We start from the raw sequence: 10,956 nt of genomic DNA, 5'->3' as shown, positions 1-10,956 counted from the left end.
ACCGTCTTCCAGTTCCGGCGCCAGAGGGAGGATGGTGAATGAGGATCGCAGGACGCAAGGTGACCCTCAAATCGGTCGCGATCTACGCCATCGTCATCGCCGTCACGCTCATCATGCTGATGCCCTTCGCCTGGATGCTCTCGGCATCCCTGAAGCTCAGCCGCGACGTCTTCGCCTTCCCGATCGAGTGGATACCGTCCGAGCCGCAATGGCATAACTACGTCGATATCTGGACGAAGATCCCGCTTGCGCTCTTCATCTACAACACCTCGAAGCTGACGATCATCGTCACGCTGCTGCAACTTTTGACCTCCAGCTTTGCCGCCTACGCCTTCGCCAAGCTGAATTTCCCCTACAAGAACACCCTGTTCCTCGGCTACATCGCCACCATCGCCATGCCCTGGCAGGTCTATATGGTGCCGCAATTCCTGCTGATGCGCGAATTCGGCCTCAACAACACCCATCTGGCACTGATCTGCCTGCAGGCTTTCACCGCCTTCGGCGTCTTCCTGATGCGGCAGTTCTACATGTCGATCCCGACCGAGCTCTGCGAGGCGGCCCGCATCGACGGCATGAACGAGTACCAGATCTGGGCGCGCATCATGCTGCCGCTGTCGAAGCCCGCGCTCTCGACACTGACGATCTTCACCTTCGTCACCACCTGGAACGATTTTCTCGGGCCGATGATCTACCTGACCAAGACCGAGCTGAAGACCGTCCAGATCGGCCTTCGCATGTTCATCTCGCAATATTCGGCCGAATACGGGCTCATCATGGCGGCCTCTGTCGTCGCCCTCATTCCGGTTCTCGTCGTCTTCCTCTCTCTCCAGCGCTTCTTCGTCGAGGGTATCGCCTCGACCGGACTGAAGGGTTAAATCCATGAACGCCGTCTCGTCCGTCGCCCCGCAGCCGATCACCGACCAGGAGGTCAAAGCCGCGCTCGATCTTGCCGTCGGGCAGATCAGGCGCAACCTTCCCGCCTTCACCCATGCCTCGCAGAACCATTCAAGCGTCGGAAATTTCTATCCCGCGGTGGCGAACGACCAATGGACCGCGGGTTTCTGGCCCGGAGAGCTGTGGCTCGCTTTCGAGCACAGCGGCGAGGCGGTTTTCCGCGATGCCGCGCAGATCCAGGTCCAATCGTTCCTGCATCGGATCGTGAACCGCATCGAGACGGATCATCACGACATGGGCTTTCTCTATTCGCCCTCCTGCATCGCCGCCTGGAAGCTTGTCGGAGATGAGGATGGCCGCAGGGCCGCCATCCTGGCAGCCGACCAGTTGATCGAGCGTTTCCAACCCGTCGGCCAGTTCATCCAGGCCTGGGGCCGCAAGGGGGTGGCGGAAGAATACCGCTACATCATCGACTGCTTGCTGAACCTGCCGCTTCTCTACTGGGCGAGCCGCGAGACCGGCGATCCGAAATATCGCGAGATCGCTCTCATTCACGCCCGCACCACGCTCGCCAATTCGGTTCGGCCGGACGATTCCACCTATCACACCTTCTACATGGACCCGGTCACGGGAGCGCCGGTGCGCGGCGCCACCAAGCAAGGTTACAGGGACGACAGCGCCTGGGCGCGCGGACAGGCCTGGGCCATCTCGGGAATGGCGCTCTCCTATCGCTATGAGCGGATCGAGGAATACCGCCAAACCTTCGACCGGCTGCTCGCCTTCTATCTCAACCGGCTGCCGGCCGACATGGTGCCCTATTGGGATCTCGTCTTTTCGGACGGCGACGGCGAGCCGCGCGACAGCTCGTCGGCGTCGATCACCGCCTGCGGCCTTCTGGAAATGGCCGATCTCGTCGAGCCGGAACCGGCCGCACGCTATCGCACCCTGGCGCGCCGCATGATGAAGAGCCTTGCCGATCACTACGCGGTCAAGGACCCAGCCGTCTCCAACGGCCTGGTGCTGCACGCCACCTATTCGAAGAAATCGCCCTTCAACACCTGCCGCGGCGAGGGTGTCGATGAATGCGTCTCCTGGGGAGATTATTATTACATGGAAGCTTTGACGCGCCTTTCGCGCAGCTGGTCTTCCTATTGGTGAATTCAGGAGGACCCGATGGCCAGCATTTCGCTTAAAGAGCTGAACAAATCCTACGGCGCGCTCACCGTCGTCCACGACATCGACCTCGAAATCGCTGACAAGGAATTCATCATCCTGGTCGGCCCCTCCGGCTGCGGTAAATCGACGACGCTGCGGATGATCGCCGGCCTCGAGGAGATATCGGGAGGAGAGCTCAAGATCGGCGGCGACGTCATGAACGACGTTCCCTCCAAGGATCGGGATATCGCCATGGTTTTCCAGAACTATGCGCTGTACCCGCATATGACCGTCTACAAGAACATGGCTTTCGGTCTGCAGCTGAGGAAGGTGTCGCGCGACTTCATCGATGCCCAGGTGCAGGACGCCGCCAGGATCCTCGACATCTCTCATCTCCTGAACCGCAAGCCGAAGGCGCTTTCGGGCGGGCAGCGCCAGCGCGTCGCGCTCGGCCGTGCGATGGTGCGCAATCCGGCGGTCTTCCTTCTCGACGAGCCGCTTTCCAATCTCGATGCCAAACTGCGCGGCACGATGCGTTCGGAAATCACCAAGCTGCACAAGCGCCTCAACGCCACCTTCATCTACGTCACCCACGACCAGGTGGAGGCCATGACCATGGCGGACCGGATCGTCGTCATGAAGGACGGGCACATCCAGCAGGTGGATACGCCGCAGAACCTCTACGACCGTCCCGTCAACATGTTCGTCGCCGGCTTCATCGGCGCGCCGCAGATGAACATGCTGCCCTCGACCATTTTGCGCCGGGACGACGGCTATATCGCCGTCTTCGACGGCCGGGAACTGCCGCTGCCTGCCCATTTCGACAAGGGCAGGATCGCCCCCTACGAGGGCCGCGAACTGGTGCTTGGCATCCGTCCGGAGAATTTCCACGAGCTGCCGCYGGCCGACATCGCACCGGAGAACCTGGCGCCCCTCAAGGCGGTCGTCGAACTGGCCGAGCCCATGGGCTCGGAAGTGCATCTGAACATGGTGGCAGGCGGGCGCAATCTCATCGCCCGCGTCTCGCCGCGCTACCGGCCTGATATCGGCGAGGAGGCGACGCTGGTCGCCGATATGACCAATGCGCAGCTGTTCGACAAGGAAACGGAACGCTCGATTCTATACTGAGGCGCCTGCGGGAGACGGCTATGCAGTGGTTGCGGGACATGTGGACGAGGGAGGGACCGGGCATTGCGAAGGATGCGCCGAAGAGGACCGGCCTTGCTCTGTTCGCCGAGATCCTCGTCCGCGAATGGTGGGAGATGGTCAAGCTGAACATCCTCTTCATCCTGGCCGGCCTCTTCGTCGTGACGCTGCCGGCAGCCCTCGCCGCCATGGCCCGGGTCTCGGTCGCCTTGGTGGAAGATCGCAACACCTATCTGCTGCGGGACTTCACGGAAGCCTTTCTGCGCTACTTCTGGCGCGCCACCGCCTGGGGCCTGGCGTTGAGCGGCGCGCTTGCAATCGGTATCCATGCGATTGTCACCTATGCCGCCGGCGCACGCGACAATCTGTTGCTGAGCGCACCACTGACGATCGCCCTCGTCGCCACCGCTTTCATCGCGGTCCTCGCCTGCCATCTCATCGTTCTCATGGTGATGCGCGATCTGCCGGCTTCTAGGCTGCTGCGCCTCGCCGCGCTCGCCTCGGTCATCCGCCCGCTCCCGGCGCTAGCCGCGCTCGCCTTCGCCGCCAGCCTGTGGCTGGCGCATATCCTCTTCTATCCGGTTTCGGTGTTCATGCCGGCAACCTTCAATTTTTCACTCGGAATGTTCGCCGTCGCATTCGGCGTCCATCGGGCGGCGGTGACGGTTCTAGACCTGCCAAACGCAACGCAGCCGCACCGCGAACCGCATATACGAGACGCTTCATAAAACAACTGATCCAGAGATGATCCAGGGAAGGAGAACGGGAATGTATTTGGATAAATTCGGGAGGACGATGAGACTTGCCTTGGCAGGTTTCACCTTGGCCGCAACGACGGCCGGCGCAGCGCTTGCCGAGGACGCCGTGACGCTCAAATGGGCTTTGTGGGACTGGGACAAGACCGCCTATTACAAGCCGTTGATCGAGGCCTATCAGGCCAAACACCCCAACGTGAAGTTCGAGCCGATGGACCTCGGCTCGCAGGACTATCAGCAGATGATCTCGACGCAGCTGACCGGCGGCTCCAAGGATATCGACATCGTCACCATCAAGGATGTGCCGGGCTACACCAACCTGGTGCGCGCCGGCAACATCGCCGATCTCAGCAGCTTCGTGAAGGATCAGAAGATCGACCCGGCTCCCTATGGCGGCCTGATCGAGGAACTGACCATCGACGGCAAGGTCTATTCGCTGCCGTTCCGCTCCGACTTCTGGATCGTCTATTACAATAAAGACATATTCGACAAAGCAGGCGTCCCCTACCCTACCAATGACATGACCTGGGCGCAATTCGACGCGACTGCCGAGAAGCTTACCGGCGGCATGGGCACCAACAAGACCTACGGCGCGCTCCTGCATACCTGGCGGTCGACCGTTCAGCTGCCCGGCGTCCTCGACGGAAAACACACGCTGGTCGACGGCGACTACGACTTCCTCAAGCCCTGGTACGATAGGGCGCTCACCCTGCAGAAGGATGGGGCGATTCCCTCCTACGCCTTCCTGAAGACGTCAAACACGCATTATTCGGCGCTCTTCTTCAACGGCACGATCGGCATGCTGCCGATGGGAACCTGGTTCGTCGGCACCCAGATCACCAAGGTGAAATCGGGTGAATCGAAGAGCAAGAACTGGGGCATCGTCAAGTTCCCGCATCCCGACGGCGTCGCGGCCGGGACAACGGCCGCGCAGATCTCCGGGCTGGCGGTCAACGCCAATTCCGACCACAAGGATGCAGCTCTCGATTTCATCAAGTTCGTCACCGGTCCTGAGGGCGCTGATGTCATCGCGTCGACGGGCACCTTCCCCGCGCTCAAGACGGATGACGTCAGCGCCAAGATCGCGGCAACGCCGGGCTTTCCTGAGGATGCGGCCAGCAAGGAGGCGCTGAAGCCGTTGAAAACCTACCTTGAGATGGCGGTCAACCCAAACGCCGCCAAGATCGAGGTGGTGCTCAACCGTGTGCATGACGCGATCATGACCGACAACACCACCGTCGACGACGGGTTGAAGGAAATGACCGAAGGCGTGAAGGCCATCAAGTAGGCCCACGAGATATCGACGGCCGCGGGTTACCATCCGCCCGCGGCCGATCGGGTTTTTCATGAATTTCGAGCTGACAATGATATATGATCCCGCCCGGGCCAATCCGCTTTTCGGCAATCCCCTGAAGACACGCGACGACCTCTCCAAGGCCGTCATCGATCTGTTCGAACCGCTGCTGCCGTATTTTTCCGAAGGCGGCGCTCGTGTGCGCCTCGGTGCAGCCGGCGCGATCTTCGACCGGGCAGCGGCGGACCTGGAAGGATTTGCGCGGCCGCTCTGGGGAATTGTTCCGCTCGCTGCCGGCGGCGGTGCGTTCCCGCATTGGGAGCTCTATCGGCGCGGGCTCGCAAACGGCACCAATCCTGCTCATCCCGAATATTGGGGCGATCTTACCGACCGCAATCAGCGGCTGGTCGAGCTCGCCGCCGTCGGCTTCGCCCTGGCGCTTGTCCCCGAGCATATCTGGGAACCGCTTGACGACAGCGATAAGAAGACGGTCGCTGCCTATCTTCTCAGAGCGCGCGAGCTGGAATTCATCGACAACAACTGGAAATTCTTTCGTGTGCTCATCGATCTCGGGCTGGAACGCGTAAGCGTGGCGTTCGATCACCGGAAAACCCTCGCCTATCTCGAAGAACTGGAAGCTTTCGACCTCGGGGAAGGCTGGTATCGCGACGGACCGGTCCGGCGGGTCGATCATTACATTCCCTTCGCCATGCATTTCTACGGCCTGATCTATGCGGTGCTGGCGCGAGGCGACGAGGCGCGCAAGGACCGCTTCCGGCGTCGCGCCCAGACCTTTGCCGGGGATATCCGCCACTGGTTCGGCCCCGATGGCGCGGCACTTGCCTTCGGCCGCAGCCAGACCTACCGCTTCGCGGCGGGCGGCTTTTGGGGCGCGCTTGCCTTTGCCGGCGTCGAAGCCCTGCCCTGGGCCGAGATCAAGGGCTATTACATGCGCCATATCCGCTGGTGGTCGGCGATGCCGATTGCCGAGCGCGACGGCGTTCTCTCCGTCGGCTACGGCTACCCGAACCTCTTCATGAGCGAGAGCTACAATTCTCCCGGGTCACCCTATTGGGCGCTGAAATTCTTCCTGCCGCTCGCTCTTGCGGGGGATCATCCGTTCTGGACCGCCGAGGAGGCGCCGCAGCCGGAATTTCCGGAGCCGGTCGCTTTGACGCCGGCGGGAATGGTCGCCATGCACACGCCGGGAAACGTGGTTGTGCTCTCCTCGGGGCAGCAGCACGACAAGATGCTCGGCGCAAACGAGAAATATTCGAAATTCGTCTATTCCACGCGCTACGCTTTCAACATCGAAGCCGACGACCGGAATTTCTCCGCCGCAAGCTTCGACGGCATGATCGGTCTCTCAGACGACGGCGTCCATTTCCGCATGCGGGAAACCCTCGAAGAGGCGTTGATAACAGGCGACCTGCTCTATTCGCGCTGGCGCCCCTGGAACGACGTCACCATCGAAACCTGGCTGCTTCCCGAAAACCCGTGGCACATCCGCCTACACCGCATCGCTACGCCGCGCGCCCTCAGCACCATCGAAGGCGGCTTTGCGATCGAACGCGCGGATTTCAATGCCGACCGCTCCGATGCAAGGGATGGCCGGGCTGTCTGGTACGGGCAGACCGACGTCAGCGCTATCGTGGATCTATCGCCCAATCCGAGGGCCGGCCATGCGATGAGCCCGATCCCAAACACCAACCTCATCCACGCCAAGACCCTGCTGCCGCAGCTGCGCGGCGAAATCGGCCCCGGAACCATCGTGCTCGCAACTGCGGCAATGGCCCTGCCCAGTCGCGAGAATTGGGCAAATGCGCTCGATAACCCGCCCGCCAACCCCCGCCTCGACGAGGTGGAGCGGCTCTTTCGAGAGAAAGGCGCGGGGGTGCCGGCATTCGCTCTCGGGACGTAGCTCGGAGGCACTGGCTTCCGGGTTTCAACCGCGAGCCGGACGGTTGATTATCGGGCGGTCAACTCGGAACGATATGCTTCGGCAATGCGCTGCGCCAACTGTGCCATTTGATCGTCAGGTATCTGCAGAACCCCGTACTCCGCCATCAGCGCGTGGTATTGCTGCTCTTCAAGAGGCACACCAGAGGCTAAGGGAACGACATGAAAATGCAGGTGGCTATTGGCTTGCTGGCTGCCGAGCGAAAGCACATAAATTCGTTCGGCGTCGAACACGCTTTTGAGCGCGCGAGACAAAATATGCACATTCTCCTGTAGTCGAAGATATTCATCGGTCGACATGTCTCGCGCCAGATCCTCGAGGTGCTCCCTCGGACAGACAAGGCAATAGCCGGGCAGAGTGGGATACTTGCTCAGGAAGATGATCGTCTCGTCGTCTTCAAAAACGCGATGATGAAAGAAGTCGGGGTCATTCCTGACCAATCCGCAGATAAAGCATGACCTTGTTCCGATGTCGTGCACATAGGCCCTGAGATCAAATGGTCGGCGTTCGTTCATCCTGAACCTCCGTCGTCTCTCGCGCGGCGGTCGCGGACGCCTGAACTATTGCGAAAGCCATTGCCGGAAAAATAACACGCGCCAAAACCGGTGGCCAACCGTAATATTTTCGGATTACTCCAAATAATTATATTTATATCTTCGGTAGAAATAGCAAAACACCCCCTCATCGCAATATTGTTGAACTAAAGTTTAGCAAAGCGTAGTGATGTACTGGCCTTTCATTTTTCAAGGCCAGAGGAGGATGCAATGCCTACCATAATGGTCCATCACAATGTCAAAGACACGAAGCACTGGCTCGCTTCACCCATCCGCAAGCAGGTATTGGAACCGATTGGCGTCACGAACATTCGCACGTTTACAGACCCTCAAACGTCTAATCGCGTTGGTTTGGTCATGGACGTTGCTGATATGGAAAAGTTGATGGCCTTCATGCAGACCAAGGCAGCGGCCGATGCGATGGCGAATGATGGTGTCTTGCCCGAGACCATGGTGTTCCTCGTGCAATCGTAAAACGCCTCTCAACCAAACCTGGAAATGCAACGCGGGAGGATGATATGACGACGTTATTCGTAAGGCACGAGGTCTCCGATTACGCCGCCTGGCGCAAGATATATGATGCGTTTTCGCCGGTGCAGAAGGCCAATGGGGTGACGGCGCAAGCCGTTTATCGAGCCATCGACAATCCGAACGATATTACCGTCACCCACGAGTTTGCCACGCTTGAAGCGGCGCAAACGTTCAGCAAGCTGGACGAGCTGAAGACGGCGATGCGCACGGGAGGCGTGCTCGGCGCGCCGACCGTGTGGTTTACCAACAAAGCATGAAATAGAGCCAACGACCTCCGCCGCTGCAACCGGAGGCCAGGTTGCAGTCGCGCTCGGCACATGACATGGAAGCCGAGCAGTGCGCTCTTGCGCCGATTGCCAACCTTGGTGGCAGTTGCAGGCGAACTGCGCAAATTTGTCCGAACTCCTATTGTCCGTTCCTGATGTCGCGCAGAAGATCCAGGCCGCGCTGGTATTTTTCCGTTTTCTTGCCAGCTTGTTCGGCCTGCCGGAGATTATCTTCGAGATCGGCCCGTTTGACGGGCAAGGCCAGCGGGTTTGATGCCGCACGTCTGACGAAGTCGTCATCCGGCTCGTCCGGCCGCCTTGTCAGAGCATTCACCGCCGAGATGATCGCCGGCGGAAAGCCTTCTTCCCTCAGCCTGTCGAGCGTCCAGCCGCTTCCCTTCTCGACGACGTCATGAAGATAGGCGACCGTTCGCGTCTCGTCACCGGAAACCAGAAGGGCTACCCGCTGGCAGTGCTCGAAGAACGGCCGGCCGGTTTTGTCCGCCTTACCTTCATGGGCCGTAAGAGCAATCTGGATGGCATGGTCGAGATGCTGCATGGCGATCACGGTCCCTCGGTCTTCCTGATCTTCCGTCGGGAAGGCTTTTCGCCCGTCGTCATCTCGATGCCAGGGACGGGAGCCACGGCGGCCTGGACAGGCCTCGCCGGCCGCCGATCGAGATCGCCGCTCTCACCGGCGCCTTGAAGCAGCGCTGCATCATCCCTATCGTCTTCATCGAGCAGGTTCTGCAGCGTCTCATGCTCATCCTCGCCGGCAAGTTCGTCGCAGGCTTGAAGCCAATGGCGCTCGTCGGCGCCATCCGGGCGGCCCTCGGCCTCCCAGATCTCGTAGGCACGGCGACGGATCTGCTCGTGCTTGTCTATAGCCATGATCGCCTCCAGGGGCATTTGATGAGCCATCCGAGGAACGGGCCCAGTCGCTTTCACGGCGTGTTGACGGTTGGAAGAAAATCCTCCACCTGTTTGCGCTTGCCCTTCGAAAGCGTCTCCACCCGTTCCTTCCAGAACCGCTCGGCCTCGGGTGGATCCTCATCCCATTGGCGAACATCGGTGATGTTGTCGTCGATCATGGACCGACGGTGGCCGCCAAGGCTGAGATATTCTTTCGCAAGCTTCAGGCTTGGGGTTTCAGTGCCGCTATCGCGATCTGATGTCGAACTCACGTTGCGCCGGGCATTTTCCAATGCTCGCTTGCGATCGGTCTCGGCTCGCTCCGTATCGGCGGAACGAGCGTCATCTGTCCCGCTCTCGGGCGGCACGTTGGATCTGGAAGTCATCATGGATCACCTCTCGATGTTGTGATCCAATAACCTTTGCAAGCAGTGAGAGTTCCGCGTGGGTTGCGATTGATTTGAGCGGGCGATCGAGCCGCACCGTCCGGGCGGCAATCAATGAACGGCCATACTCACCATTCGATAGGGGTGCACGGCCTCGAATTGCGAGATCATCGCCGTCGCCTGCTGAAATACGAGCTCGGCATTTTCTGGATCGTCACGGGCGAGTTCATCGGCATTGACGCGGATCGCTTCGGCCATGTTGTTGGAAAGTGCGGCGAAATGCGTATTGCCTTCGACATAGGCCTCACGCGCCGTGTCCTCCAGCGTTCGAGCGATATCGACGAGGATTTCCTCGCGTTCCTCGATACTGAGGTCTTTGATTATATTGGTCTTCTCTTCCATGTCACTCACTCCAAAAGACGTGGGACGCTGCTCGAGCTCATTAAGCCTCGATCATCAAAGAGTTGGGAACGCCGAAATCCGGATTCAAGTTCAGTATAGCTCGAACTCGCCTCCGGTACGGCGCCATCGCCTTCATCATTCGAACGCGGGAGCCGATTTTCTGTTCCCTGCCAGGCGTTGGCACTCACGGGCAGGGAGTGCTAATTTTTCTTTCATCCCTCTTGAATTGCAAAGCCGTCGAACCAAATCATTCTCGCACGGCTCGCGGCTCGCGCGCTGCGCACCCGCCCGGATTGGTCATCCGGTCCGGCTAGGGAACAACGTCATCATTGTTTGTCGATGGAGGAAGACATGTCGTTCCGACCGCTTCATGACCGCATTCTCGTCCGCCGGGTCGATTCAGAGGAAAAGACCAAGGGCGGCATCATCATTCCCGATACCGCCAAGGAGAAACCGCAGGAAGGCGAGGTCATCGCCGTCGGCCCCGGCGCACGCAACGACGCCGGCCAGATACAGGCGCTCGACGTCAAGGCCGGCGATCGCATCCTATTCGGCAAATGGTCCGGTACCGAGATCAAGATCAACGGCGAAGACCTGCTGATCATGAAGGAAAGCGACGTGATGGGCATCATCGAAGCCCAGGGCGAAAAGAAGCAGGCCGCATGAGATCCCTGCGGACATCAGTCAATGCAGGGCAGGAG

14 protein-coding genes are annotated in these 10,956 nt (G+C 60.0%); 9 read left to right on the top strand and 5 right to left on the bottom strand.

Annotation, left to right across the window (positions count from 1 at the left end; genetic code table 11):
- Window positions 1-38: 38 nt before the first annotated feature.
- The 6 genes from AC1D1Z_RS29190 (at window position 39) to AC1D1Z_RS29165 (ending at window position 7,165) form a co-directional block, all read left to right on the top strand.
- Complete coding sequence (locus tag AC1D1Z_RS29190) at window positions 39-875, top strand: carbohydrate ABC transporter permease (RefSeq protein ID WP_018245934.1); 837 nt, start codon at window positions 39-41, stop codon at window positions 873-875.
- Between the two features lie 4 nt (window positions 876-879).
- Window positions 880-2,052 (top strand): glycoside hydrolase family 88 protein, encoded by a 1,173-nt coding sequence (locus AC1D1Z_RS29185; protein WP_018245935.1) that lies wholly within the window; start codon window positions 880-882, stop codon window positions 2,050-2,052.
- Between the two features lie 15 nt (window positions 2,053-2,067).
- Window positions 2,068-3,177, top strand: coding sequence for an ABC transporter ATP-binding protein (locus AC1D1Z_RS29180; protein ID WP_477852411.1), 1,110 nt, complete (start codon window positions 2,068-2,070; stop codon window positions 3,175-3,177).
- A gap of 20 nt (window positions 3,178-3,197) precedes the next feature.
- On the top strand, window positions 3,198-3,923 hold the full coding sequence (locus AC1D1Z_RS29175) for a DUF624 domain-containing protein (protein WP_018245937.1): 726 nt from the start codon (window positions 3,198-3,200) through the stop codon (window positions 3,921-3,923).
- Between the two features lie 40 nt (window positions 3,924-3,963).
- Window positions 3,964-5,238: an ABC transporter substrate-binding protein gene (locus AC1D1Z_RS29170; RefSeq protein ID WP_026188722.1), complete on the top strand. Its 1,275-nt coding sequence runs from the start codon at window positions 3,964-3,966 to the stop codon at window positions 5,236-5,238.
- 76 nt (window positions 5,239-5,314) lie between these two features.
- On the top strand, window positions 5,315-7,165 hold the full coding sequence (locus tag AC1D1Z_RS29165) for a DUF2264 domain-containing protein (RefSeq protein ID WP_020493440.1): 1,851 nt from the start codon (window positions 5,315-5,317) through the stop codon (window positions 7,163-7,165).
- Window positions 7,166-7,212: 47 nt separating this feature from the next.
- Here the strand turns inward: AC1D1Z_RS29165 and AC1D1Z_RS29160 are convergent, their stop codons facing one another.
- Window positions 7,213-7,719, bottom strand: coding sequence for an HIT family protein (locus tag AC1D1Z_RS29160; protein WP_018245940.1), 507 nt, complete (start codon window positions 7,717-7,719; stop codon window positions 7,213-7,215).
- Between the two features lie 249 nt (window positions 7,720-7,968).
- Between AC1D1Z_RS29160 and AC1D1Z_RS29155 the strand changes: the two genes are divergently transcribed.
- Complete coding sequence (locus AC1D1Z_RS29155; protein ID WP_018245941.1) at window positions 7,969-8,232, top strand: hypothetical protein; 264 nt, start codon at window positions 7,969-7,971, stop codon at window positions 8,230-8,232.
- Between the two features lie 44 nt (window positions 8,233-8,276).
- Window positions 8,277-8,546, top strand: coding sequence for a hypothetical protein (locus tag AC1D1Z_RS29150; protein WP_018245942.1), 270 nt, complete (start codon window positions 8,277-8,279; stop codon window positions 8,544-8,546).
- 148 nt (window positions 8,547-8,694) lie between these two features.
- Here AC1D1Z_RS29150 and AC1D1Z_RS29145 read toward each other — a convergent pair whose 3' ends face one another.
- The 4 genes from AC1D1Z_RS29145 to AC1D1Z_RS29130 all read right to left on the bottom strand — a co-directional run bounded on the left by AC1D1Z_RS29145 (window position 8,695) and on the right by AC1D1Z_RS29130 (window position 10,255).
- Window positions 8,695-9,114: an HD domain-containing protein gene (locus AC1D1Z_RS29145; RefSeq protein ID WP_032981504.1), complete on the bottom strand. Its 420-nt coding sequence runs from the start codon at window positions 9,112-9,114 to the stop codon at window positions 8,695-8,697.
- Between the two features lie 5 nt (window positions 9,115-9,119).
- Entirely contained in the window at window positions 9,120-9,446 is a 327-nt protein-coding gene (locus tag AC1D1Z_RS29140; protein WP_026188723.1) for a DUF2934 domain-containing protein, read from the bottom strand.
- Window positions 9,447-9,499: 53 nt separating this feature from the next.
- Window positions 9,500-9,856: a hypothetical protein gene (locus AC1D1Z_RS29135; protein WP_018245945.1), complete on the bottom strand. Its 357-nt coding sequence runs from the start codon at window positions 9,854-9,856 to the stop codon at window positions 9,500-9,502.
- A 108-nt stretch (window positions 9,857-9,964) separates the two neighbouring features.
- Window positions 9,965-10,255, bottom strand: coding sequence for a hypothetical protein (locus AC1D1Z_RS29130; protein WP_018245946.1), 291 nt, complete (start codon window positions 10,253-10,255; stop codon window positions 9,965-9,967).
- Window positions 10,256-10,606: 351 nt separating this feature from the next.
- Between AC1D1Z_RS29130 and groES the strand changes: the two genes are divergently transcribed.
- The gene (gene groES, locus AC1D1Z_RS29125; protein WP_018245947.1) at window positions 10,607-10,921 is read left to right on the top strand and encodes a co-chaperone GroES; all 315 of its coding nucleotides are present in this window, start codon (window positions 10,607-10,609) and stop codon (window positions 10,919-10,921) included.
- The last annotated feature ends 35 nt before the right edge of the window (window positions 10,922-10,956 follow it).

It is taken from the genome of Rhizobium sp. P1_E1 (assembly GCF_056406015.1).
Note: the sequence above shows the minus strand (reverse complement) of the source record. Positions and strands in the feature narration are given on the sequence as shown.

Coding starts and splice junctions, on each gene's coding strand:
- AC1D1Z_RS29170 (WP_026188722.1), top strand. CDS start 3,964: ATGTATTTGGATAAATTCGGGAGGACGATGAGACTTGCCTTGGCAGGT.
- AC1D1Z_RS29145 (WP_032981504.1), bottom strand. CDS start 9,114: ATGCAGCATCTCGACCATGCCATCCAGATTGCTCTTACGGCCCATGAA.
- AC1D1Z_RS29175 (WP_018245937.1), top strand. CDS start 3,198: ATGCAGTGGTTGCGGGACATGTGGACGAGGGAGGGACCGGGCATTGCG.
- AC1D1Z_RS29150 (WP_018245942.1), top strand. CDS start 8,277: ATGACGACGTTATTCGTAAGGCACGAGGTCTCCGATTACGCCGCCTGG.
- AC1D1Z_RS29165 (WP_020493440.1), top strand. CDS start 5,315: ATGATATATGATCCCGCCCGGGCCAATCCGCTTTTCGGCAATCCCCTG.
- AC1D1Z_RS29155 (WP_018245941.1), top strand. CDS start 7,969: ATGCCTACCATAATGGTCCATCACAATGTCAAAGACACGAAGCACTGG.
- AC1D1Z_RS29160 (WP_018245940.1), bottom strand. CDS start 7,719: ATGAACGAACGCCGACCATTTGATCTCAGGGCCTATGTGCACGACATC.
- AC1D1Z_RS29190 (WP_018245934.1), top strand. CDS start 39: ATGAGGATCGCAGGACGCAAGGTGACCCTCAAATCGGTCGCGATCTAC.
- groES (WP_018245947.1), top strand. CDS start 10,607: ATGTCGTTCCGACCGCTTCATGACCGCATTCTCGTCCGCCGGGTCGAT.
- AC1D1Z_RS29135 (WP_018245945.1), bottom strand. CDS start 9,856: ATGATGACTTCCAGATCCAACGTGCCGCCCGAGAGCGGGACAGATGAC.
- AC1D1Z_RS29130 (WP_018245946.1), bottom strand. CDS start 10,255: ATGGAAGAGAAGACCAATATAATCAAAGACCTCAGTATCGAGGAACGC.
- AC1D1Z_RS29185 (WP_018245935.1), top strand. CDS start 880: ATGAACGCCGTCTCGTCCGTCGCCCCGCAGCCGATCACCGACCAGGAG.
- AC1D1Z_RS29140 (WP_026188723.1), bottom strand. CDS start 9,446: ATGGCTATAGACAAGCACGAGCAGATCCGTCGCCGTGCCTACGAGATC.